Genomic DNA, 23,395 nt, shown 5'->3' with positions numbered 1-23,395 from the left:
ATTTAATAATAGCGCCAGTCATTATGGAAAAAAATATCAAAAATTTCCTGGAAAAGGTGTCAACCAGAAACCAGAACGAGCCAGAATTTATGCAGGCTGTTCACGAGGTGGCTGAAACCGTAATTCCTTTTATTGAAAAGAATAAAAAATACCAGAACAAAATGCTTCTGGAGCGTATGGTGGAGCCAGAAAGGGTTGTGATGTTTAGAGTGCCTTGGCTTGATGATAACGGGGATATACAGGTGAATCGTGGATTCAGAATCCAGATGAACTCAGCAATTGGACCATACAAAGGAGGTTTGCGTTTTCATCCATCGGTAAACCTTAGTATTCTTAAGTTTCTTGCGTTTGAGCAGACTTTTAAAAATAGCCTTACAACACTGCCTATGGGTGGTGGTAAAGGTGGTTCAGACTTTGACCCGAAAGGAAAATCTGATAATGAAGTGATGCGTTTCTGCCAGAGCTTTATGACCGAGCTTCAAAGGCACATTGGTGCTAATGCTGATGTACCAGCTGGTGATATTGGGGTTGGTGCTCGTGAGATAGGTTTCATGTTTGGCCAGTACAAAAGAATTCAGAATGAGTTTACAGGAATCTTGACCGGTAAAGGCCTTAGTTACGGTGGCTCTTTGATTAGACCTGAAGCTACAGGATACGGGAACGTTTACTTCGCTCAAAATATGCTGAAAACCAAAGGAGAGAAACTGGAAGGGAAGACGATTGTAATCTCAGGTGCTGGTAACGTAGCGCAATATGCTGCGGAAAAAGCTACTCAGTTGGGAGCTAAGGTTGTTACCATGTCTGACTCCGGCGGATTCATTTACGATAAAGATGGTATCGATGCAGAGAAACTTCAGTTTATCATGGAATTGAAGAATGAGAAACGTGGCAGAATTAGCGAATATGTAGAGCAGTATTCTGGAGCTGAATATCATGAAGGTAAAACGCCATGGAACATCAAATGTGATATCGCTTTGCCTTGTGCAACTCAGAATGAACTGGACAAGGAAGACGCTGAAGCACTAGTGAAGAATGGCTGTATGTGCGTAGGAGAAGGGGCGAATATGCCGTGTACTCCTGAGGCAATCGAGGTTTTCCATAATGAAAAGATCTTGTTCTCACCAGGAAAGGCTTCCAATGCCGGTGGTGTTGCAACTTCAGGTTTGGAAATGTCTCAGAACTCTATGCGTTACAACTGGACTTCAGAAGAAGTAGACAAGAAACTTCACGAGATCATGAATGATATTCATGAGAAATGTGTGGAATATGGTACTACTGAAGATGGATATATCGACTACGTAAAAGGAGCGAATATCGCTGGATTTGTAAAAGTAGCAGATGCCATGCTAGCACAGGGTGTTGTATAATCAAACCCTCAAAATATAAAACTAAAGCCGCTGAAAAGCGGCTTTTTTTATACATTGCCGCCAAATTTTTTCAGGATGCTGGTGCATACCAAAGCGATCGTAATCAGTGCATTAAAATACGGGGAGGCAGATCTTATCGTAAAGCTTTACACGCTGTCTGATGGGCTAAGAACCTATATGCTAAAAGGGGTGTTGAAAAGCAGGCGTGGAAAATTCAAAGCCTCCATGTTCCAGAGTCTCACGCAACTGGATATCGTGGCAAATCATAAAAACACCGGGAAGCTGGAGTATTTGAAGGAAGCGAAGGTACTTGCCAGTTATTTAAGCCTGCATACGCACCCCGTCAAACAGGCGCTGGTCATGTTCCTTGCTGAAGTTCTTAAGAACAGTATCAAAGAAGAGGAGAATAATGAGGCCCTGTTTCACTACCTTGAATATAGCCTGCAATATCTTGATGCTGCTGAGAAAATAGCGAATTTCCATTTATTATTTCTGCTGCAGCTTACCAGGTATCTTGGGTTTCAACCACAAAACTCTACTTCAGAGGCTGAGTATTTCAATTTGCTCGACGGAGTTTTTCAGGAAATTCCCACAAATGACTATTGCATAGAAGGTAATAATGTAGTTTTGCTGAAAATGCTATTGGGCACCGAATTTGATGCCTTAGCGAATATAAAATTGAACCAGGCTTCACGCACAGATTTCCTGAAAATGCTTCTTCTTTATTTCGAATTGCATATTGAAGGTTTTCGCAAACCGAAGTCTCTGGGAGTATTAAATGAAATTTTTGGATAAATGCGGGCAGGGCTCTTAGTACTACTTTTCTTCTTTTCTTATTTACATCTCGCTGCACAGGAGATCAGGATCCTGGATAGTGATACCGGCGAACCTGTTCCCGGGGTGGCCATTTACAATCAGGATCAGTCAAAATATACCATTTCAGATATTGAAGGAGTGGCGATCATTACTGATTTTTCAGATACCGAAGTCATTATTTTTAAGTCGGTTTCCTATAAACAAGTATATCGCAGGAAAAGAGAGATCCTTCAGAACAATAATATCGTTGTTCTGGAGCCGGGTGAAAATCAGTTGGAGCAGATCACCTTGTCTGCCGCGCGGTTTAAACTGAAAAAAGATGAAATTCCGCAGAAGATTGTGAGCATCGTTCCTTCTGAAATTTTAATGGCGAATCCTCAAACTTCAGCAGATCTTCTGGAAAGTACGGGACAGGTCTTTGTGCAAAAGAGTCAGTTAGGCGGTGGAAGCCCCATGATAAGAGGTTTTTCAACCAACAGGCTTTTACTCACCGTGGACGGAGTGCGTATGAATTCTGCCATATTCCGAAGCGGAAATCTTCAAAATGTGATCTCGGTAGATCCTCTAATGGTAGAGAATGCCGAAGTTATTCTTGGTCCGGGATCTGTGGTCTATGGGAGCGATGCTGTTGGCGGGGTGATGAATTTTTATACCCTGCAGCCAGATTTTAGTTTTACCGGAGGTACTTCAGTTTCAGGTTCCATTTATACTCGTTTCGCTACGGCCAATAATGAAAATACCGTACATGCAGATGTGAATGTAGGTCGGGAAAACTGGGCTTTCAGGACTGGGATCACGTATTCAGATTTTGGTGACCTCAAAATGGGTAAGCACGGCCCTGATGACTATCTGCGTCCTGAATACGCGGAAAGACAGAACGGGATCGATGTAATGTTGGAAAACCCAGAACCGCTAGTTCAGAGACCTACAGGTTATGACCAGATCAATCTCTTGCAAAAGGTGAAGTATATGCCGTCCAGGGACTGGGATTTTAATCTTGGACTCGTGTATTCTCAAACTTCAGATTTTCCAAGGTACGACCGACTCTATCGTAAAAAAGATGGCCTTTTGCGTGCCGCAGAGTGGTATTATGGTCCGCAAACCTGGTTTCTTGGAAATGTAAAAATCAACCACCGCAGCCGTTCAGAATTCTATGATAAAGTTCAGTTCACAGGGGCTTATCAGTATTTTGGTGAGAGCAGAAATGATCGTGATTTTGGAGAGCCTATACTTTTTTCAACGGAAGAAAATGTAGATGCTTATTCAGCAAATCTGGATTTTGAAAAGTCGTTGTCTGAGAGCAAGTTGTTCTACGGTTTTGAATATGTATTTAATTCGGTTGCTTCTGAAGGAGACTTCAGAAATATTCAGAATGGAGAAACCGGAGATACGGCGAGCAGGTATCCTGATGGCTCAGAATGGCAATCTATGGCGGTTTACTCGAGTTACCAGTGGAAAATAAATCAGGTTCTGTCATTGCAGTCGGGTTTGCGCTACAATCATATTCTGGTAGACGCGAATTTTGAGAACAGATTTTATGATTTTCCATTTGAGGAAGCGAATATCAGCACGGGAGCACTTACCGGAAGTCTTGGGCTTAACTGGCGTCAAAATCATTTTGTAGGATGGCGACTGGGACTCTCTACCGCTTTTCGTGCACCGAATATTGATGATATTGGTAAAATATTTGATTCTGAACCTGGGTCTGTTGTCGTCCCAAATCCAAACCTGAAGTCGGAATATGCCTATAATGCAGAACTTGGTGCCGACTTTAATTTTAGCGATAATCTTCGTCTTGGAGTCACCGCCTACTATACGTATCTCGATGATGCGATGGTGCGAAGAGATTTTGATCTTAATGGCGTTACCGAGATCGATTATCAGGGCGAATCCAGTAGGGTGCAGGCGATACAAAATGCGGCCAACGCTTATGTTTATGGACTGGAAGCCGGAATAGAAATAGACTTTTCGGTAGCCTTACGTTTAAACTCTCAATTCAGTTATAACTATGGAGAAGAAAATGAAGGTGGTGAATATGTTCCGTTAAGACATGCGGCGCCTATGTTTGGAAGTACCCATCTGGTCTGGAACAAGCGAAAGTTAAAACTCGATCTTTTTGCAGAGTACAATGGTGAATTTGACTTTGAAGATCTGGCTCCGGGAGAGCAGGATAAAGCCTATTTATATGCAACAGATGCCAATGGAAATCCATATTCACCGGCATGGTATACGCTCAACTTAACGGGACAATACAGGTTCAATCCAAATTGGCTGGCTACAGTTTCTCTGGAAAATATTACAGATCAGCGTTATCGTACCTATTCTTCCGGAATTGCTGCGGCAGGTAGAAATTTGATCATTGCCCTGAAATACAATTTTTAGCAACTTCATTACTTTCCCAATTCAGAATTATCTGATGCTGAAAAGCGGTCGTTTTTTAGCGAGGAATCATATCATCTTTTGTTAAAAATCCTTATTTTCGCACATCATTTGAAAATAGGAGAAAATGAGTGCAAAATTCCCTGAATATAAAGGTCTTGACCTGCCTAAAGTGGCTGAAGAAATTCTTCATTACTGGGAAGAGAATGATATTTTTGAAAAGAGTATAAGTTCACGCGAAGGCAAGGAATCTTATATCTTTTTTGAAGGACCTCCATCTGCAAACGGCTTACCTGGTATTCACCATGTCATGGCCCGTTCTATCAAGGATATTTTCTGTAGATACAAAACTCAAAAAGGTTTTCAGGTTAAACGTAAAGCAGGTTGGGATACTCATGGTCTTCCTATCGAGCTTGGTGTGGAAAAAGAACTTGGAATCACCAAAGAGGATATTGGTACTAAGATTAGTGTTGAGAAGTATAACGAGGCATGTAAAAATGCCGTGATGCGTTATACCGATGTCTGGAACGATCTTACCAGAAAGATGGGTTACTGGGTGGATATGGAAGATCCGTATATCACATACAAGTCCAAATACATGGAAACTGTATGGTGGTTACTTTCAGAAATATACAAGAAAGATCTTATTTACAAGGGCTATACCATTCAGCCATATTCTCCAAAAGCTGGAACAGGTTTAAGTTCTCATGAACTGAACCAGCCGGGAACTTACCAGGATGTGACTGATACTACGGTAACGGCGATGTTTAAGATCACAGACTCCTCTGCTGCACCGGTTGGCGCTGGTCTGGAAGGAGCTTTCCTTATCGCATGGACCACGACACCCTGGACTTTACCATCGAATACTGCACTTACCGTTGGACCTAAGATCCAGTACGTAAGCGTAAAGACATATAATCAATATACGTTTGAGCCAATCACCATTATCGTGGCAAAAGATCTGGCTGAAAAACAATTTGATAAAAAATTCACAAAGGTTTCTTCGGAAGAAGAACTTAAGGCTTATGCTGAGGGCGACAAAAAGATCCCGTATTTAATGGGTGAAGAATTTGTTGGGAAAGACCTGGTTGAAATTAAATACGAGCAATTACTGGATTATGCCCAGCCTAATGACAACCCTGAAAACGCATTCAGAGTCATTGCAGGAGATTTCGTAACGACTGAAGATGGTACGGGAATCGTACACACTTCTCCAACTTTTGGGGCAGACGATGCGCTGGTAGCAAAACAGGCTTCTCCGGAGGTGCCGCCACTTCTTGTGAAGGATGACAATGGCAACCTGGTACCATTGGTAGACCTTCAGGGTAAATTCAGACCTGAGTTAGGTGAATTTGCCGGGAAGTATGTAAAAAATGAATATTATGATGATGGGCAGGCACCAGAGAAATCTGTAGACGTAGAGCTGGCCATCAAACTAAAAGAAGAGAACCGGGCTTTTAAAGTTGAAAAATATGTTCACAGCTACCCAAATTGCTGGAGAACAGATAAGCCTATATTATACTATCCACTGGACTCATGGTTTATTAAAGTGACCGAGTTCAAGGACAGAATGTATGAGCTTAACCAGAATATTAACTGGAAACCAAAGTCTACCGGGGAAGGAAGATTTGGAAACTGGCTGGCCAATGCAAATGACTGGAACCTTAGCCGTAGCCGCTACTGGGGAATTCCATTACCAATCTGGAGAACCGATGATGGCAGGGATGTGAAGGTTATAGGATCTGTAGCGCAATTAAAGGAGGAGATGGCGAAAGCTGTTGAGGCCGGAGTGCTGGAAAAGGATATATTTTCAGATTTTGAGGCTGGTGACATGAGTGAAGAGAACTACGAGAAGGTTGATCTTCATAAAAACGTGGTTGATACCATCTCGTTGGTTTCAGATTCAGGAAAACCTATGAAGCGGGAAGCAGACCTTATCGATGTTTGGTTTGATTCTGGTTCCATGCCTTACTCTCAATGGCATTATCCATTCGAGAATAAGGAAAAAGTGGAAGATGAATGGCGTAAGGCAGATTTTATTGCGGAAGGAGTGGACCAGACACGTGGATGGTTCTATACGCTGCATGCGATCGCAACCATGATCTTTGATGATGTTGCTTATAAGAATGTTGTTTCTAACGGACTTGTACTTGATAAGAACGGGCAGAAAATGTCCAAGCGTCTTGGAAATGCAGCAGATCCATTCGAGACCCTGGCGGTTTACGGCCCGGATGCCACGAGATGGTACATGATCTCCAATGCAAATCCATGGGACAACTTAAAATTTGATATAGAAGGGATTGGCGAAGTTCAGCGTAAATTCTTCGGAACCTTATATAACACCTATTCGTTCTTTACACTCTATGCCAATATAGATAAATTTACGTATGCTGAAGCAGACGTAGACCTTGACAAAAGACCTGAAATAGATCGCTGGATTTTATCAGAACTGCACACACTTATTCAGAAAGTGGATAAGTTCTATGCTGAATATGAGCCAACAAAAGCAACGCGGGCCATTTCAGAATTCGTTCAGGAGAACCTGAGCAACTGGTTTGTGCGTTTGAGCAGAAGACGCTTCTGGAAAGGTGATTACGAGCAGGATAAGATTTCAGCTTACCAGACTTTGTATACCTGTATGGAGACTGTAGCCAAGCTGGGAGCGCCGGTAGCACCATTCTTTATGGACAGGCTTTTCAAAGATTTAAATAACGCGACAGGAAAGGATACTTCAGAATCAATTCATATTGCAGAATTCCCGGTTTATCAACCAGAATTTGTTGATAAATCCCTGGAGCACAAGATGGAGAAAGCGCAGACGATCTCTTCCCTGGTACTTTCGCTGCGTAAGAAGGAAATGATCAAAGTACGCCAACCTCTTCAAAGAGTAATGATTCCAGTACTTGACGATACTCAGAAGCATGAAATTGAAGCGGTTGCAGACCTGATAAAGTCGGAGGTAAATGTAAAGGAGATCGAGCTTATAGATGATGCTTCAGGGCTGCTGGTAAAGCAGGTAAAACCCAACTTTAGAGTTCTTGGCCCAAGATTTGGTAAGGATATAAATCTGATTGTCAATGCAGTAAATAATTTTACGGCAGAGGACATCGCAAAGATCGAGAGAGAAGGAGAGATCGAATTAAAAATTAACGAAAAAATGGTTAATTTGTCCCTTTCTGAGGTGGAAATTAGCTCTCAGGATATTGAAGGATGGTTAGTGGCCAGCAGTGGCAATCTAACTGTGGCACTGGATGTTAGTATCAGTGAGGAGTTGAAAAGGGAAGGTGTTGCCAGGGAACTGGTAAACAGGATCCAGAACCTCCGAAAAGATTCAGGCTTTGAAGTGACTGATACAATAGATGTGACCCTACAAAAGGACGGCATGATCGAGGATGCCGTGAACGATAATATAACCTATATTAAAACCGAAACATTAACTGCAAACCTCGATTTTGCAGAGGTGGTTGAAGAAGGTGCAGATGTTGAATTTGATGATGTCGCCACTAAAATGTTCATTAAAAAACATTAAGCCATGTCTACAGACGTAAAAGAACGCTACAGCGATGCAGATCTAGCCGAGTTCAAGGCTTTGATCAAATCCAAGATCGAAAAAGCACAGGAGCAGTTGTCCAACTACCAGTCTGCTTATAAGAATGACGGGAATAACGGAACAGATGATACCTCTCCAACATTCAAAGCTTTCGAAGAAGGAAGTGAAACTATGAGCAAGGAGGCTAACTCTCAATTAGCCATCAGGCAGGAGAAGTTCATTCGGGATCTTAAGAACGCCCTGAACAGGATCGAAAACAAGACGTACGGTATTTGCAGAGTTACCGGGAAGCTTATTGCCAAAGAAAGACTGTTATTGGTGCCGCATGCAACTTTAAGCATTGAAGCAAAAAATATGCAGCGCTAAGCAATACAAACAAACGTCCGGAACAATTTCCGGACGTTTTATTTTTACTGAAGAAAGATGTTGAAGAAGTTTTGTCTGCTGGTTCTTTTCTGTATGAACATGTCTTTGCATGCCCAGCGTGACACCCGCGAAATCTTCAATGCTGCCGGGATTAAATCCATTGATATTCTCACCAACGAAGTTTTCAGCATTAAGATTATCGCCACGAATACAGACAGGATCAGACTGTTGACTCATTCAGAAGGAGAATACTACAACCAGATCCTTGTGCTCACTGAAGTGGACCAGGGTAATTTGAGTATTACGAACAGCTATCCGCAGGAACTCACCGGTGGGTTTGACAAACTAAGTGCCCATAAGGTCTTTTCGCTGGAGCTGGAACTGGAGGTTCCGGAAGATCTTGAAATCTCTGTAGATTCCAATATAGCTTCTTTAATTACTTCTGGTGGCTTCAAACAACTTACCGCGAACCTGAAAGATGGCTATTGCAATTTAAAGGATTTCTCCGGAAATGCCACTATTAATACTTATGATGGTAATATTCGTATGGAAACAGCTTCTGGTATTGTAGATGCAGCAAGCAGAAATGGAACGGTAGAGATCCCGGAACATCTGGCAGGTAGAAACCCTATAAAACTTAAGTCCATAGACGGGAATATATTGGTACTAAAAACTAAATAATATTAGTATTTTTGGTGCGTTTCAATTAAAAAATTACCATGTCGCTTAAAAAAGCCGGAATCATCATTATCCTGATCCTGTTAATAGATCAGATCTCTAAATTTTATATCAAAACAAATTTTGCGCTGGGTGAAGAGATCGAGGTTTTCGACTGGTTTAGCATTCTTTTCGTGGAAAATGAGGGAATGGCCTGGGGAACCAAAATTCCTGGCCAGTATGGTAAACTTGCGCTAACGCTTTTCAGGCTGGCAGCTATCGTTGGAATTGGATACTGGTTATGGGATGCGGTTAGAAAGAATGGATCAAGAATTCTAATTGTCTCCATAGCCCTGATTTTTGCTGGTGCTTTTGGGAACATTATTGATTCAGTATTCTACGGAATCATCTTTGATGACAGTTACGGGCATGTAGCCAGTTTTTTACCTGAAGCCGGTGGTTACAGTTCAGTTTTCTACGGGAAGGTAGTAGACATGCTTTATTTCCCTTTATGGAAAGGTTATTTACCTGAATGGATCCCTTTCTGGGGTGGTGAATACTTTACGTTCTTCGAACCGGTTTTTAATATAGCAGATTCAGCCATTAGTGTAGGAGTGGCTTTGCTCTTGATCTTCAATAAAAAAGCATTTCCTAAGGTAGAGGAAGAATAATATCAGGCGGCAGTTTTATCAAAAATCTTCTGGAACTTCTTAAGCTCAATTGGTTTGATAAGATAATCTGTAACCATATTGAAGGATTTCACTCTCTCCAGATCGCGAGGATCTATAGACGAACTCACCACATAAAGGGTAATCTTCTTGTTCAGGTTGTTCTTGATTTTGAGGAATTCATTTAAAAATTCCCAGCCATCCATTACAGGCATGTTGAGATCCAGAAAAATAATGTCTGGAATAAGATCTTCATCTGTCGCAGAAGACATGGAGTCCTTGAAATAATCCAGGGCTTCCTTGCCATTCTTATAAATAAGAAGATTCTCTGATAATTTTTTGATCTCTATGATCTTTTTAACCAAGTTCACGTATATCTTATCATCATCGATGATACACGCTAGTTCTACTTTCTGCCCCATTGTATAGATCTAGAATTTTATTTTAAAGGTAGTCCCTATATCAAGAGTACTACTTACAGATATGGCTCCCCCCAGAGCTTCCACCTGATTCTTGGTAATGAATAATCCAATACCTTTGGCTTCCTGACTGGTTTGATGAAAGGTTCGGTACATTCCAAACATTTTATCGCCATATTCGTCAAGATCGATCCCCATTCCATTATCACTAATCTCAAGAAACTCTTTTTCGTTCTCGATATAAGTCTGTATAAAGATCACCGGTTTGCGACCAGGTTGTTTATATCTTATCGCATTTGTGATTAAATTTAGCAAAATACTTTCTAGATACTCAGGTATATAGCTAATTTCTTTCAAATCCTGAAACTCAGCGACGATTTTTGCATTTTCCCGATTAATAAGAGAGGAAATTGATGCCAGAACGATCTCCAGAGCCTCCTCGAATTTAATCTTCACCCGTTCCTTTTTCAGCGAACTTTGAACGCTAACGATATTGTTTAATCTTGAAATTGCTGCGTCCAGGTTACCGGCAACATCATCCACATTGGCAAGCAGATCCAGCTTGTCCCGATCTGTTTTAGCTTCGCGCAAAAGTTCCACGATAAGACTTAGGTTACTGCTATGGGATCTTAAATGATGCGAAACAATGTGTGCAAAATTAAAAAGTCGGGAATTTTGCGAAGCGATGATATCCAGGGAATTCTGAAGGTTAAGCTCATTGTTTTTATTTTCATCGATATTCTGTAAAACTCCCCTGATTCCAATAACCTGCTGATCGTCGTCATATACTGGTTTTCCGGTAAGGCGTACCCAGTATTCTCTATTCTGAAATGAAATCATTTTCAATTCCAGCTTAAATGGAATCCCGAAGTTTTCACACTTATCGAACGCAGCCCTCATCCGGTTATGATGCTCTTCAGCATAAAAGCTTTCCCGCTTGTCATAAGCAGGTTGAAAATCCCGGGGGCAATCGAGAATTTTCTTGGTTACATCATCCCAGTAAAGATTTTTGTTGATGGTATCTACGTACCAGCCTCCGGTAGAAGTCATTTCTGCGGTTTCGCGATAGTAGAAGAAGTTTTCTTCGATCGTATACTGGTCTCGCTTGGTCTGGTGAATATTCACAAACAACAGAACTGCTGTTTCCCTGAAAGAATTCCCTTTGCTGTTTAGATTCTTACATTCGAACCATCGATATTTTCCATTCCCAAGTTTTAACTTGATTTCGAATTTGAAGGTCTCATCCTCTGAAACGAGTTTATCGAAATGTATTCTGAAATCATAACGATAATCGGGATGAAGGATATGATTGATAAAGAATTCAAAACGATCTTCTTCTATCTCTGGATCACCAACAAGGTTGCTGAAATGATCAGACCAGCTAATCTCTCTGGAAAACAGATTGATCTTCCAATAGGCGATATCGAAATCCTGAAGTATGCTGTTTAACTGAAGGTCGCTAAGCATTAGGGTCTTTTGTCAATGTTAAATGTACATTTTTAAGCTAGTTGTAGCAAAAATTATTTCTTTCTGAAATCGTAGATTCTGTTTGGCGTCACGCAATAATCCAGAGGAATGTCACTGCTAAATGTATCTGTTATATTTTCTACAGGGCCATAAAATGAAACTCCAATTTTGATGATATTCTTTTTGCACTGGCTAAGAAACCGGTCATAAAAACCTTTTCCATAACCAACCCTGTGGCCGCTTTTATCAAAAGCAAGAAGAGGTATAAATACAGCGTCAAGCTGCTTTGCAGCAATCTGGATCCCATCTGCAGGTTCTGGAATATTCCATTCATTCCTGGTGATCCTTGTTTGATCGGTTAGGAGATAATTGATCATTTCACCAGTTTCAAAGTTGGACTTGGGAACGATGATTTCCTTGTCCTTTCCCTGCAGGACATGAAGTAAATATTCTGTATTCACTTCTTTCTGTTCAGTAATGCTAAGGAAAATATGGAAATAGCTGGCGTCCCAGATCTTAAGTTCAAGACATTTGTTTGCAATATCGATGCTCATGTTCTCGATATCTTCTTCAGCAAGCTGACTTCGTAAAAGCTTGAATTTCTTCCTTATCTCAGCTTTCTTCATCTACTGCTACTTTAGATTGCATGGAAATATGAAAGATCGCATCACCCTGATACACGATCGGGGATTCATTGATGTTGATCACATAACCTTCGCTATTGCTCTTGATTTTATGCCGAAATTTACCATAAGGATCTGTAATGGTAGCGATATATTCTCCTTTTTCAACATGCTTGCCACAGGGAATTTTTACATGTAAAAGTCCGCTGTACTTCGCCCGTAACCAGGAACTATTCTCAATAAGCACGGTATCTTTCTTTACTTCGGGATATTCGAATTTATCGCTGAGCATTTCCAGATGACTCAAAATTCGCATGGCGCCCTCAACACCAACCTTGGCTACGTCCTTATTGGAATCTAATGATTTTCCACCTTCAAAAAGCAACACCGGAATACCTAATTTCGCACAGGTTTCACGATAGGATTTAGTGATGGTCTTGGAATGTATAGTGAACGGCGCATTAAAGATCCTCGCATATTTGATGCTTTGTTCATCACCTTTTTTAACCCGTATTTGCGGAGCATTGAACCTGGCCGCTCCTCCGGTATGGAAGTCCAGGCAAAAATCTGCAATGGGCAGTATTTTTTTTACGAATTGAAATGCGAATCTGCTTGCCAGTGAACCATGTTTCGTCCCGGGAAAAACGCGGTTAAGATCACGTCCATCGGGAAACTCACGTGCCATATTCAGAAATCCGAAGATATTTACGATCGGGATACAAATGATAGTACCAATCTTTGGTTTATTGATTCCTTTGGAGATGATCTGTCTTACGATCTCGACTCCATTGATCTCATCACCATGAATTCCCGCAGTTAGCAGTACTACAGGGCCTGGTTTTTTAGAGCGTTCAATGATGACTGGTACTTCTACAGAGGTGGTAGTGTACAATTTGGCCATATTAAAATTGATGGTCGCTCTTTTGCCCGGTAGCACTTTTTCACCCAGGATCTCAAGAACATTGTTCTTGTCTATTCGCGGCATAGGTTAGACGTTTCGTTCTATATATCTAATAATCGTTTTAGCGATATCTTTTCCGGTAGCTGCCTCAATTCCTTCCAGTCCAGGTGAACTGTTCACTTCCAGGATCAAAGGGCCACGGCTACTTTGCAGCATATCCACACCGGCTACACCCAGTGCCATTGCCTTCGCTGCCTTGATCGCCGCGTTTTCCTCTTCATCTGATAACTGTATGATGGAAGCTGAACCACCACGGTGAAGATTGGATCTAAATTCACCTTCTTTTCCCTGTCTTTTCATGGCGCCTACAACCTGCCCATCTACTACAAAAGCCCGAATATCGGCTCCGCCGGCTTCCTTAATGAATTCCTGGACGATCACCCTGGCCTGCAAGCCGTTAAAGGCTTCGATAACAGATTCTGCTGCATTCTGAGTTTCGGCAAGTACCACTCCCAGTCCCTGTGTTCCTTCCAGAAGTTTGATGATTACCGGGGCTCCGCCAACATGATCGAGAATTTCTGTAACATCCTTGGAGTAGTTCGTGAATACCGTTTTGGGCAAACCAAGCCTGGCTCTCGATAATATCTGTAGACTTCTCAATTTATCCCTGCTTCTTACCAGCGCCTGAGATTCTGTCGTGGTAAAAGTTCCCATCATCTCGAACTGTCTTACAACGGCTGTACCGTAAAAAGTTACTGAAGCTCCAATTCTTGGGATAACGGCATCTGTATCATCCAGAAAATGATTCTTATAATAGATGCTAGGTTTCTTTTTTTCAATAACCAGGTCACACTTGGTAGGATCAATCACTTCTACTTCGTGGTGCCGCTTTTTTGCAGCTTCTACCAATCTGCTTGTAGAATAGAGTCGTGGATTTCTGGATAATATTCTAATCTTCATATTGCTTCAGGTTAAACGAGACATCGATAAGCTCGGTGTCCACTATAAATTTTTTAGTTAAAAACTTTCTTCCAATCAACACCGGATATCGCATTTCCTGTCTGTCTGATAGCGATAAAGATATCTTATATACTTTTCCGAAGAGCCTGATATTGGTGCGCACCAGATATCGTTGCTGAATAATACCGTTGCTGCTTCTCACAAATACAATGTCGTAATCCTTAAAAACAAAAGCTCTGCCATTGTACAGAGGATGCTCGGCATCCAGAAAGGTACAATGTAATTCATCTTCAACTTCCTTGATATTCTCGCAATGTATCGAAGAGCTGTAAGCTCCCGTATCAATTTTAATGGCGATATCGTTGAGGTGCAAAGCAGGAAAATCTGCCTTGTCAAATCTTCCTATCACAATCTTTTCCATGATGCAATATACTAAAATGCCCTAAGTCCCGGCGCCATGCAAAGTAAGCGAAAGATTATGCATTTTCCGGATACCTGTACTTATATTCTTAAAATTCACTTCGGAAATCAAAAAAGGTTTAGTGAGCTTATTTTAATGTTTATTTTTGAGGTAATGGAAAAGCCAGCTCTGGAAGTACAGTTAAAAACCTTACCCAACAGCCCGGGTGTTTATCAATATTTCGACAAGAACGGAAGGATCCTTTATGTAGGGAAAGCCAAGAATTTGAAGAAAAGGGTGACTTCGTATTTTACCAAGCGACATGATAGCCATCGGATTGGGGTTATGGTCAAGAAGATTCGGGAAATCAAACACATCGTGGTTGCTTCGGAAACCGATGCATTGCTGCTGGAAAATAACCTCATCAAGAAACACCAGCCTCGTTTCAACGTAATGCTGAAGGATGACAAAACCTATCCCTGGATCTGTATTAAAAATGAGCGTTTTCCACGTGTTTTTCCAACCAGGAAGCTTATTCGGGATGGGAGTGAATACTATGGACCATTTACCAGTTTCAAGACGGTAAACACTTTGCTCGATCTAATCAAAGGTTTATACAAACTTAGAACCTGTAATTACGATCTCGCCGAGGACAAGATCCAGAACGATAAATACAAAGTTTGCCTGGAATATCACCTAGGGAACTGTGAAGGTCCCTGTGAATCCTTGCAGCCAGAAGAAGAATATAATCGCAATATTGAAGCGATACGCCAGATCGTAAAAGGTAATTTTAAGGATTCCCTTCAGCAGTTTCGTAATCAAATGAAAGTACATGCTGAAAATATGGAATTTGAAGATGCTCAGCGTATCAAGATCAAGATCGATGTGCTGGAAAATTATCAATCCAAATCTACAGTGGTAAATCCACGTATCAATAATGTGGATGTATTTTCAGTAGTAAGCGATGAGGGTTATGGTTATGTCAACTTTCTTCAGTTATCTCACGGTGCGATCATACGCTCCCATACCATCGAGATGAAGAAGAAGCTGGATGAGAGTGATTTGGAGTTGCTGGAACTGGCCATAGTGGAGATCAGGCAGCGCTTTGACTCAAAGTCCAGCGAAATCTATGTTCCATTTAAAGTAGATGTAGGGGAGGACCTGAAGATCACGGTTCCAAAGCTGGGCGATAAAAAGAAGATCGTGGAGTTGTCACAGCGAAATGCCAAATATTTCAGGCAGGAGCGATTCAAGCAGATGAAGATCATAGATCCAGATCGACATGTGAACCGCATCATGGCGCAGATGAAAGAAGATCTTAGACTTAGCGAAGAACCTCGACATATAGAATGTTTCGATAACTCGAATATACAGGGAACCAACCCGGTTGCTGCCTGTGTGGTTTTTAAAGACGGGAAACCAAGTAAGAAAGATTATCGAAAATTCAATATCAAGACCGTGGAAGGTCCAGATGATTTTGCTTCTATGGAAGAGGTGGTCTTTCGTCGTTATCGAAGATTGCTCAACGAAGAGGAGCCACTTCCACAATTAATTATCGTAGATGGAGGAAAAGGACAGCTTTCCAGCGGTGTAAAAGCGCTGGATACCTTAGGTTTACGCGGAAAGATCGCCATTATAGGAATCGCAAAACGACTGGAAGAGATTTATTATCCCGGCGATTCCATACCTTTATATCTTGATAAAAAATCTGAATCTTTAAAGATCATCCAGCAGCTGCGAAATGAGGCGCATCGCTTCGGAATTACATTTCACCGGAATAAAAGAAGTAAGTCTGCGTTAAATACTGAACTGGAATCCATCAGCGGAATAGGGGAAAAAACGGTTGTGGAATTGCTGAAAAATTTCAGATCCTTAAAACGAGTTAAGGAAGCAAGTGAGAAGGAACTTGCTGAAGTGATTGGAGCTTCGCGGGCGAGCATCGTCTATCAACATTATCATACAGAGAATGCGTAAATATCTTTTCATCCTTGGTCTTATCATTTCCTTTGGAGCAATTTGCCAGGAAGAGGATAGGCCGAGGGTTGGACTGGTATTAAGCGGGGGTGGCGCTAAAGGTCTTGCGCATATTGGTGTATTAAAAACACTGGAGGAACAAGGAATTAAGATCGATTATATTGGAGGGACCAGCATGGGAGCAATTATTGGCGGGCTCTATGCGTCTGGATATTCAGCCAGTGAACTTGATTCTATTTTTAAAAACACTCAGTTCGATGTTCTTATCCAGGATGACCTGCCAAGGCGGGCTAAAACGTTCTACGAAAAGGAGGATTCAGAAAAATATGCGATCACGCTTCCTTTTGATAATTTCGACATTTCATTTCCCAGCGGACTATTTAAAGGTCAGAATATTTACAATTTATTATCAAGACTTACCATCCACGTAAGCGATGTAGAGGATTTCAGCGAATTGCCTATTCCATTTTTCTGTATCGCCGCGAATGTGGAAACCGGTGAGGAAGTGATACTGGATGGCGGTTCCCTGGCGAAAGCCATTTCAGCCAGTGGCGCGATTCCAACGCTTCTAAGTCCCATTAAAATTGATGGACAATTGCTTACAGATGGTGGGGTTGCCAACAATTACCCAATCGAGGAATTGCGGCGCCGTGGTGCCGAGGTGATCATTGGGGTGGATGTACAGGATAGTCTGGTGAAAAGAGATAAGCTGCGCAGTGTCTTTGAGATCATGAGCCAGATCTCAAATTTCCGTACGATCAACGACATGAAGGAGAAGGCGCCGAAAACAGATATCTATATTAAACCAAACGTTAATTCCTTCTCGGTGATGGCTTTTGACAAGGGCCAGGCAATCATAGATTCTGGTGCAGTAGCTGCTAATAACATGATAGAAAAGCTCAGCTTTCTTAGTAAGCCAGCCGATAGCTTGATAATCCGAAAGCCGGTTCCCAGGATCGATAGTTTCAATATCAGTGCTCTTACGGTAAAAGGGAATAATACCTATCCAAAAGCTTACGTACAGGGTAAGCTGAAACTTGATTATGATGAAACTTACAATTTTGAAGATCTAAGCATCGGCATCAATAACCTGTCTGCTACCGGGAATTTTGAAAGGATCAATTACCAGCTGGTTCCTGAGGATGAAAATGGCAATTATGCGCTGGCCATGCAGATCGAGGAGAGCGAGAACAAGATGCTGCTACGCCTGGGATTACATTATGACGAACTCTATAAAAGCGGTGCTTTGGTGAATCTTACCCGCAAGAGTTTGTTATTCACCAATGATGTTGCCTCTCTGGATCTTATTGTTGGGGATAACCTGCGTTATAATTTCAATTATTACCTGGATAAAGGTTTTTACTGGAGTTTTGGAATAAATTCACGCTATAATACTTTCGATAAAGGCTTGCTCTTAAATGGCATCAGGGATACGGAAGGTCTCAGTGAATTTCAGGATATCAGGGAACTTGAGGTTACGGTAAAGGATTTTACAAATCAGGTTTATGTGGAAACACTATTTCAACAGGTGTTCTCCATAGGCGCAGGACTGGAACACAAATATCTCAAATATAGCAGTAACACATTTAACGATGCCATTAACCAAAGTCAGGAACTTGTTCTCGCGAACGATCATTATGCCGGAGCATTCGGGTATGTAAGATTCGACTCCTACGATAACAAATATTTCCCCACCAAGGGAGTTCTATTTGATGGAGATTTTCATATTTACCTGTATTCTTCAGACTATAATAATGATTTTTCAGAGTTTTCCATTGCCAAGGGAACTTTGGGATATGCCGTGCAGCCTTTTCCCAAATTCACGACCCGTATTAGTACAGGAACAGGTTTTAAAATTGGAAATGACGAAAGCCAGGTGCTGGATTTCTTTCTGGGAGGTTATGGGAATGATTTTATCAATAATTTCAAACCTTTCCTGGGTTATGATTTTTTAAGCCTTTCCGCAGATAGTTATATTAAAGCGCAGCTGGAATTTGACTATGAGCTCTTCAGAAAAAACCACATTATCGCCAGCGCCAACATTGCTAATGTGGAAGATGACCTGTACACGACCGGAAACTGGCTAAGCATGCCCGATTATAATGGCTACGGAATTGGTTATGGGATCGAGACTTTTATGGGGCCACTGGAAGCGAAATATTCCTATTCTCCAGAAACGAAAGAAAGTTACTGGTTCTTTAGTCTTGGATTCTGGTTCTAAGCTGTACGGGTATCATTAAATTATCATTTTTGAGCCCGGTTTTTACACTAGATTTAAGATTGTTTCGGTAAATTTTCTTGATATTTGTGTAAATCGAAATAAATACTGGAAATAATAACAATCTTTCAATGAATGAATTCATTTTTGATCGATTTTAAAATATAGTCACATGCCTTTTTATCATAAACTCGGCAAGATCCCGCATAAGCGTCATACGATTTTCAGGAAACCTGATGGAAGCCTTTATTATGAACAGCTTTTTGGAACGATTGGCTTCGACGGGATGTCTTCTAATCTATACCACGAGCACAGGCCAACCCAAGTGAAAGAGATCAAAGGAAGTTATGATGTGCGACCCAAGATCGCGATCGAAAATAACCTTAAATCATACCGGTTAAAAGGTTTTCAAATCACTCCGCACCCAGATTACCTGCAAAGTAGAAAAGCAGTGCTAACCAATGCAGATTGTGATATTATTCTCGCATCTCCTCAGGGTTCTAAGGAAGATTATTTCTACAAAAATTCTGATGCAGATGAGTTGATCTTTGTTCATAAAGGATCTGGAAAATTGAGGACCCATCTTGGAAATATTGATTTCAAATATGGAGATTACCTGTTGATTCCTCGCGGAACCATTTATAAAATGGATTTTGATGATGAGAACAACAGGCTTTTTATTGTTGAGTCCCGTAGACCGATCTATACTCCGAAGCGATACCGGAACTGGTTCGGGCAACTGCTAGAGCATTCTCCATTTTGTGAAAGAGATTTGCGCCAGCCGCATGAACTGGAAACCAATGACGAAAAGGGAGATTTTTTAATCAAGATCAAGAAGCAGGGAGAAATTTTCGATATGGTCTATGCCACCCATCCATTTGATGTTGTAGGCTATGACGGTTATAACTACCCGTATGCTTTTTCCATTCATGATTTTGAGCCCATAACAGGAAGAATACATCAACCGCCACCGGTGCATCAAACTTTCGAGACAGATGCCTTTGTAGTCTGTAGTTTTTGTCCGCGTAAATATGATTATCATCCGGAAAGTATTCCAGCTCCTTATAGTCACAGCAATATAGATAGTGATGAGGTGCTCTACTATGTAGATGGTGATTTTATGAGCAGAAACGATATTGAAGCTGGTCATATATCATTACATCCGGCAGGAATCCCTCACGGGCCGCACCCAGGAGCAGTTGAGAGAAGTATAGGACAGGTGGAAACTGAAGAGCTGGCCGTAATGGTAGATACCTTTAAGCCGTTGAAACTTACAGAAGAAGCGATGAAAATTGCCGATGAGACCTATTACAGGTCGTGGTTAGATGGAGAACATTAAAAAATGAAAGAAGATTTATCAGCACAGGACAGGGCGATGTGGTAACAATTTGAAATTTGATTTCGAATTTATATCATATTTACATCTTTTAAAATAACAACTAATGTCAACAGATAATACATCATTAAATTTAGAAAAAGTAGTTCCTGAAGCAGAAGACTTCCTGCCAATCCTGGGAACAGACTTTGTAGAATTATACGTAGGAAATGCCAAGCAGGCGGCCTATTATTACCAGCATGCGTGGGGATTCCAGCCAATCGCCTATTCTGGATTGGAAACTGGACGTAAGGACAGCGTCTCTTATGTATTGCAACAGGGAAAGATCAGAATTGTACTTACATCGCCATTGCAGCCCGAAGGAGATATCAATGCGCATATCGACAAACATGGTGACGGGGTGAAATTCGTTGCTTTATGGGTAGACGATGCGAGAAAGAGCTATGAGGAAACTACAAAAAGAGGAGCGAAATCTTATGTAGAACCCTATGTAATGGAGGATGAAAACGGGAAAGCTGTAATCTCTGGTATTCATACTTACGGGGAGACCATTCATTTATTTGTGGAAAGAAAGGATTATACCGGTCCGTTTCTACCTGGATACAGGATTTACAATACCAAAACACAGGTACCAGATACAGGCTTAAAATTTATCGACCATATGGTTGGAAATGTAGGCTGGAATGAGATGAACAAGTGGGTTGAGTTCTACGGAAAAGTAATGGGTTTTGCACAGTTGGTTTCTTTTGATGATAAGGACATTTCTACAGATTATACTGCGCTCATGAGCAAAGTGATGAGCAACGGGAATGGTAGGATCAAATTTCCAATCAACGAACCAGCGGAAGGGAAAAAGAAATCTCAGATCGAGGAGTATATCGATTTTTACAATGGTGCGGGAGTGCAGCATATCGCCCTGGCGACAGATAACATTATCGAAACAGTAACGGCGTTAAGGGATCGCGGAGTAGAATTCTTATACGTACCGGAAACTTATTATGATGATCTTCTGGATCGTGTTGGGGAAATCGATGAAGACCTGGAGCCACTGAGAGAACTCGGAGTCCTGGTAGATCGCGATGATGAAGGGTATTTGCTTCAAATCTTTACAAAGCCAGTACTGGACAGGCCAACCATGTTCTTCGAGATCATCCAGAGAAAAGGTGCTCAATCCTTCGGAAAAGGAAACTTTAAGGCTCTGTTTGAGGCAATTGAGAGAGAGCAGGATTTGCGAGGTACATTAAATTAAGATTAATTATTTAACGAAATTTAAGTGTCCAAATGAAATAAATGACAATTCGGTAAACGTTTAGTTAAAGTTTATTTAAGAGTTGCGGGTAAGGGAGAAATATGAGACTTTTGCACCGCATTTCTGGAGTGGTTACCAGAATTGAATTTTTTTTCATAATTTAAGTTTTAGTTGGTTAATAAGACAAAATTCCCCATCATTAATTTGATGGGGTTTTTTTGTTTTGATACTTTTGGAATAGTAATTGTAATCCATCATACGCCTGAAAATTCTGTTACTTAGACCATTAAACCTATGAGAAATTATATTGCAATTACCTTCCTTTTTTTAGTATTCATGACCAGCAATGTGTTTTCGCAGGAAGCATTTGGTGAAGGTGAGTGGTTTAAATTCAGGATCCATTATGGACTATTTAATGCAAGCTACGCCACACTCAAGGTAGACGAGACCAGATTTCAGGATAAGCCGGTATATCATATCAAGGGGCGGGGAAGATCCACAGGTTTATTGGGTTTATTTTTCAAGGTTGACGATGATTATCAAACTTATATAGATAAGCGAACCGGAAAACCATATCGTTTTGTGCGGAATATCAATGAGGGTGGTTATACTAAAGACCTGGTGATCGATTTTGATCATGATGATAAAAAAGCGCATGTTCTTAACAGGGAGAACAATCAGAAAAAATCATATGCTGTGCCTTATAATGTGCACGATATGTTATCATCATTTTACTATATTCGCAACCAAATTAAAAATGATGAGTTAAAGCCGGGGGATGAGATGCGTTTGAACATGTTCATCGATGATGAAAACCTTGATTTTAAACTCGTTTTTCTGGGCCGCGATACGATCAAAACCAAGTTTGGTAAGGTTGCAACGCTCAAATTCAGACCTTATGTACTGGCCGGAAGAGTATTTAAGGAGAAAGAAAGTCTTACTTTCTGGATTAGTGATGATAAAAATAAAATTCCGGTAAAAATTGAGGCAGATCTGGCTGTCGGGTCACTGGATGCAGATCTTGAAGCTTATAAAGGTTTAAAGCATCAATTTAGTATACAAATGGATTAAATATGGAGATACAACCCGAAATCGCGGAACGAATTGGAAAGCTTGAAGAAAAGTTCAAAAATTCGGGACAGGATATGGGTTCTTATCTGGATGGCCTTTTGTACGACCGTTATCTTTCCTACTGGGATTATATAAGTGTAGATACGTTATTGAGTTTACAGAAAACCAATACGCACTTCCCGGATGAGATGATCTTTATCACTTATCACCAGATCACAGAATTATATTTTAAGCTCATTATTCATGAGCAAAAGCAGATCATAGAAACCACCAGTTTGACTACTTCCTATTTCGTTGAAAAACTCAATAGGATGAACAGGTATTTTAGAATTCTTATAGATTCTTTTGACGTGATGATCAAGGGAATGGAAAGAGAGCAATTTCTGAAATTTAGAATGGCGTTATTACCTGCCAGCGGCTTCCAGTCGGCCCAGTTCAGGATGATCGAACTATATTCGACCCCTTTGGAAAATCTTGTTGATTTCAATTTGAGAGATCAATTTACAGTAGAAAACTCTTCCGAAGAACTTTTTGAGAATATTTACTGGAAAAAGGGTGGTATCGATCTGGAAACAGGCGAGAAAACTCTTACGCTCAAGCAATTTGAAAAAAGATACACTCCCAGGTTTCTAAGAATTGCGAAGAATGTATACGGAAACACCATATACCAGCGTTACCAGGCCATGCACCAGGATGATCGTACTAATGAAGATCTTAAACAGGCATTACGTAATTTTGACGTGAACGTTAATATTAACTGGTTGCTCATGCACATGGGCGCTGCTTACCGATATTTGAGCAGGAAAGATGAAACGATAAAAGCGACTGGCGGTACGAATTGGAAAAAATTCCTGCCACCGAGTTTTCAAAGAGTCTCTTTCTTCCCTGAATTATGGAGCGAGCAGGAATTAAACGACTGGGGAAAACAATGGGTAAATCATACCTTTAATACAGAAAATCAAAAAGCATAAAAA

At 41.0% G+C, this 23,395-nt stretch carries 19 protein-coding genes; 13 read left to right on the top strand and 6 right to left on the bottom strand.

Going from position 1 to position 23,395, the window contains the following annotated elements; translation table 11 throughout:
- Nucleotides 1-23 precede the first annotated feature (23 nt).
- From gdhA to G529_RS0106500, 7 genes are all read left to right on the top strand, one after another.
- A complete protein-coding gene (gene gdhA, locus G529_RS0106530; RefSeq protein WP_026914782.1) occupies nucleotides 24-1,367 on the top strand; it encodes an NADP-specific glutamate dehydrogenase in 1,344 nt (447 codons plus the stop codon).
- A 75-nt stretch (nucleotides 1,368-1,442) separates the two neighbouring features.
- Entirely contained in the window at nucleotides 1,443-2,162 is a 720-nt protein-coding gene (gene recO, locus G529_RS0106525; protein WP_026914781.1) for a DNA repair protein RecO, read from the top strand.
- On the top strand, nucleotides 2,163-4,565 hold the full coding sequence (locus G529_RS0106520; protein ID WP_026914780.1) for a TonB-dependent receptor: 2,403 nt from the start codon (nucleotides 2,163-2,165) through the stop codon (nucleotides 4,563-4,565).
- A 124-nt stretch (nucleotides 4,566-4,689) separates the two neighbouring features.
- Nucleotides 4,690-8,091, top strand: coding sequence for an isoleucine--tRNA ligase (gene ileS / locus G529_RS0106515; RefSeq protein ID WP_026914779.1), 3,402 nt, complete (start codon nucleotides 4,690-4,692; stop codon nucleotides 8,089-8,091).
- Nucleotides 8,092-8,094: 3 nt separating this feature from the next.
- Nucleotides 8,095-8,478 (top strand): TraR/DksA family transcriptional regulator, encoded by a 384-nt coding sequence (locus tag G529_RS0106510; protein ID WP_026914778.1) that lies wholly within the window; start codon nucleotides 8,095-8,097, stop codon nucleotides 8,476-8,478.
- Nucleotides 8,479-8,535: 57 nt separating this feature from the next.
- Nucleotides 8,536-9,159, top strand: a complete 624-nt coding sequence (locus G529_RS0106505) for a DUF4097 family beta strand repeat-containing protein (protein WP_026914777.1) — start codon at nucleotides 8,536-8,538, stop codon at nucleotides 9,157-9,159.
- A 38-nt stretch (nucleotides 9,160-9,197) separates the two neighbouring features.
- Complete coding sequence (locus tag G529_RS0106500) at nucleotides 9,198-9,806, top strand: lipoprotein signal peptidase (protein ID WP_026914776.1); 609 nt, start codon at nucleotides 9,198-9,200, stop codon at nucleotides 9,804-9,806.
- A gap of 2 nt (nucleotides 9,807-9,808) precedes the next feature.
- Here the strand turns inward: G529_RS0106500 and G529_RS0106495 are convergent, their stop codons facing one another.
- The 6 genes from G529_RS0106495 to G529_RS0106470 are packed head-to-tail and all read right to left on the bottom strand — an operon-like array spanning nucleotide 9,809 to nucleotide 14,594.
- The gene (locus G529_RS0106495; RefSeq protein WP_026914775.1) at nucleotides 9,809-10,225 is read right to left on the bottom strand and encodes a response regulator; all 417 of its coding nucleotides are present in this window, start codon (nucleotides 10,223-10,225) and stop codon (nucleotides 9,809-9,811) included.
- Nucleotides 10,226-10,234: 9 nt separating this feature from the next.
- Nucleotides 10,235-11,689, bottom strand: a complete 1,455-nt coding sequence (locus tag G529_RS0106490; protein ID WP_026914774.1) for a sensor histidine kinase — start codon at nucleotides 11,687-11,689, stop codon at nucleotides 10,235-10,237.
- 53 nt (nucleotides 11,690-11,742) lie between these two features.
- Entirely contained in the window at nucleotides 11,743-12,315 is a 573-nt protein-coding gene (locus G529_RS0106485) for a 5-formyltetrahydrofolate cyclo-ligase (protein ID WP_026914773.1), read from the bottom strand.
- A complete protein-coding gene (locus G529_RS0106480; protein ID WP_026914772.1) occupies nucleotides 12,302-13,297 on the bottom strand; it encodes a succinylglutamate desuccinylase/aspartoacylase family protein in 996 nt (331 codons plus the stop codon). Before G529_RS0106480 ends, G529_RS0106485 begins: the two co-directional genes overlap by 14 nt.
- A 3-nt stretch (nucleotides 13,298-13,300) precedes the next feature.
- On the bottom strand, nucleotides 13,301-14,173 hold the full coding sequence (gene rimK / locus G529_RS0106475; protein WP_026914771.1) for a 30S ribosomal protein S6--L-glutamate ligase: 873 nt from the start codon (nucleotides 14,171-14,173) through the stop codon (nucleotides 13,301-13,303).
- The gene (locus tag G529_RS0106470; RefSeq protein ID WP_026914770.1) at nucleotides 14,163-14,594 is read right to left on the bottom strand and encodes an ATP-dependent zinc protease family protein; all 432 of its coding nucleotides are present in this window, start codon (nucleotides 14,592-14,594) and stop codon (nucleotides 14,163-14,165) included. Before G529_RS0106470 ends, rimK begins: the two co-directional genes overlap by 11 nt.
- A 153-nt stretch (nucleotides 14,595-14,747) precedes the next feature.
- Here G529_RS0106470 and uvrC point away from each other — a divergent pair, with 153 nt between their 5' ends.
- The 6 genes from uvrC to G529_RS0106435 all read left to right on the top strand — a co-directional run bounded on the left by uvrC (nucleotide 14,748) and on the right by G529_RS0106435 (nucleotide 23,392).
- Nucleotides 14,748-16,547, top strand: coding sequence for an excinuclease ABC subunit UvrC (gene uvrC, locus G529_RS0106465; protein WP_026914769.1), 1,800 nt, complete (start codon nucleotides 14,748-14,750; stop codon nucleotides 16,545-16,547).
- Complete coding sequence (locus G529_RS0106460) at nucleotides 16,540-18,768, top strand: patatin-like phospholipase family protein (RefSeq protein ID WP_026914768.1); 2,229 nt, start codon at nucleotides 16,540-16,542, stop codon at nucleotides 18,766-18,768. The genes uvrC and G529_RS0106460 overlap by 8 nt, the downstream gene beginning before the upstream one ends.
- A 169-nt stretch (nucleotides 18,769-18,937) precedes the next feature.
- Nucleotides 18,938-20,104 carry a homogentisate 1,2-dioxygenase gene (locus G529_RS0106450; protein WP_026914767.1) on the top strand — a complete coding sequence of 389 codons (1,167 nt, stop codon included), beginning with the start codon at nucleotides 18,938-18,940 and terminating at the stop codon, nucleotides 20,102-20,104.
- Between the two features lie 103 nt (nucleotides 20,105-20,207).
- The gene (gene hppD, locus G529_RS0106445; RefSeq protein ID WP_026914766.1) at nucleotides 20,208-21,350 is read left to right on the top strand and encodes a 4-hydroxyphenylpyruvate dioxygenase; all 1,143 of its coding nucleotides are present in this window, start codon (nucleotides 20,208-20,210) and stop codon (nucleotides 21,348-21,350) included.
- 294 nt (nucleotides 21,351-21,644) lie between these two features.
- A complete protein-coding gene (locus tag G529_RS0106440; protein ID WP_026914765.1) occupies nucleotides 21,645-22,421 on the top strand; it encodes a DUF3108 domain-containing protein in 777 nt (258 codons plus the stop codon).
- A 2-nt stretch (nucleotides 22,422-22,423) separates the two neighbouring features.
- A complete protein-coding gene (locus G529_RS0106435) occupies nucleotides 22,424-23,392 on the top strand; it encodes a tryptophan 2,3-dioxygenase family protein (RefSeq protein ID WP_026914764.1) in 969 nt (322 codons plus the stop codon).
- Nucleotides 23,393-23,395: the final 3 nt, after the last annotated feature.

The sequence above is a fragment of the Christiangramia portivictoriae DSM 23547 genome, from assembly GCF_000423045.1.
In the GTDB taxonomy this organism is placed as follows: Bacteria; Bacteroidota; Bacteroidia; order Flavobacteriales; family Flavobacteriaceae; genus Christiangramia; species Christiangramia portivictoriae.
This window is presented reverse-complemented; position numbering and strand designations above follow the sequence as displayed.

Bases quoted from the DNA above. Each gene is read 5' to 3' on its own strand.
- gdhA (WP_026914782.1), top strand. From the start codon at position 24: ATGGAAAAAAATATCAAAAATTTCCTGGAAAAGGTGTCAACCAGAAAC.
- recO (WP_026914781.1), top strand. From the start codon at position 1,443: ATGCTGGTGCATACCAAAGCGATCGTAATCAGTGCATTAAAATACGGG.
- G529_RS0106520 (WP_026914780.1), top strand. From the start codon at position 2,163: ATGCGGGCAGGGCTCTTAGTACTACTTTTCTTCTTTTCTTATTTACAT.
- ileS (WP_026914779.1), top strand. From the start codon at position 4,690: ATGAGTGCAAAATTCCCTGAATATAAAGGTCTTGACCTGCCTAAAGTG.
- G529_RS0106510 (WP_026914778.1), top strand. From the start codon at position 8,095: ATGTCTACAGACGTAAAAGAACGCTACAGCGATGCAGATCTAGCCGAG.
- G529_RS0106505 (WP_026914777.1), top strand. From the start codon at position 8,536: ATGTTGAAGAAGTTTTGTCTGCTGGTTCTTTTCTGTATGAACATGTCT.
- G529_RS0106500 (WP_026914776.1), top strand. From the start codon at position 9,198: ATGTCGCTTAAAAAAGCCGGAATCATCATTATCCTGATCCTGTTAATA.
- G529_RS0106495 (WP_026914775.1), bottom strand. From the start codon at position 10,225: ATGGGGCAGAAAGTAGAACTAGCGTGTATCATCGATGATGATAAGATA.
- G529_RS0106490 (WP_026914774.1), bottom strand. From the start codon at position 11,689: ATGCTTAGCGACCTTCAGTTAAACAGCATACTTCAGGATTTCGATATC.
- G529_RS0106485 (WP_026914773.1), bottom strand. From the start codon at position 12,315: ATGAAGAAAGCTGAGATAAGGAAGAAATTCAAGCTTTTACGAAGTCAG.
- G529_RS0106480 (WP_026914772.1), bottom strand. From the start codon at position 13,297: ATGCCGCGAATAGACAAGAACAATGTTCTTGAGATCCTGGGTGAAAAA.
- rimK (WP_026914771.1), bottom strand. From the start codon at position 14,173: ATGAAGATTAGAATATTATCCAGAAATCCACGACTCTATTCTACAAGC.
- G529_RS0106470 (WP_026914770.1), bottom strand. From the start codon at position 14,594: ATGGAAAAGATTGTGATAGGAAGATTTGACAAGGCAGATTTTCCTGCT.
- uvrC (WP_026914769.1), top strand. From the start codon at position 14,748: ATGGAAAAGCCAGCTCTGGAAGTACAGTTAAAAACCTTACCCAACAGC.
- G529_RS0106460 (WP_026914768.1), top strand. From the start codon at position 16,540: ATGCGTAAATATCTTTTCATCCTTGGTCTTATCATTTCCTTTGGAGCA.
- G529_RS0106450 (WP_026914767.1), top strand. From the start codon at position 18,938: ATGCCTTTTTATCATAAACTCGGCAAGATCCCGCATAAGCGTCATACG.
- hppD (WP_026914766.1), top strand. From the start codon at position 20,208: ATGTCAACAGATAATACATCATTAAATTTAGAAAAAGTAGTTCCTGAA.
- G529_RS0106440 (WP_026914765.1), top strand. From the start codon at position 21,645: ATGAGAAATTATATTGCAATTACCTTCCTTTTTTTAGTATTCATGACC.
- G529_RS0106435 (WP_026914764.1), top strand. From the start codon at position 22,424: ATGGAGATACAACCCGAAATCGCGGAACGAATTGGAAAGCTTGAAGAA.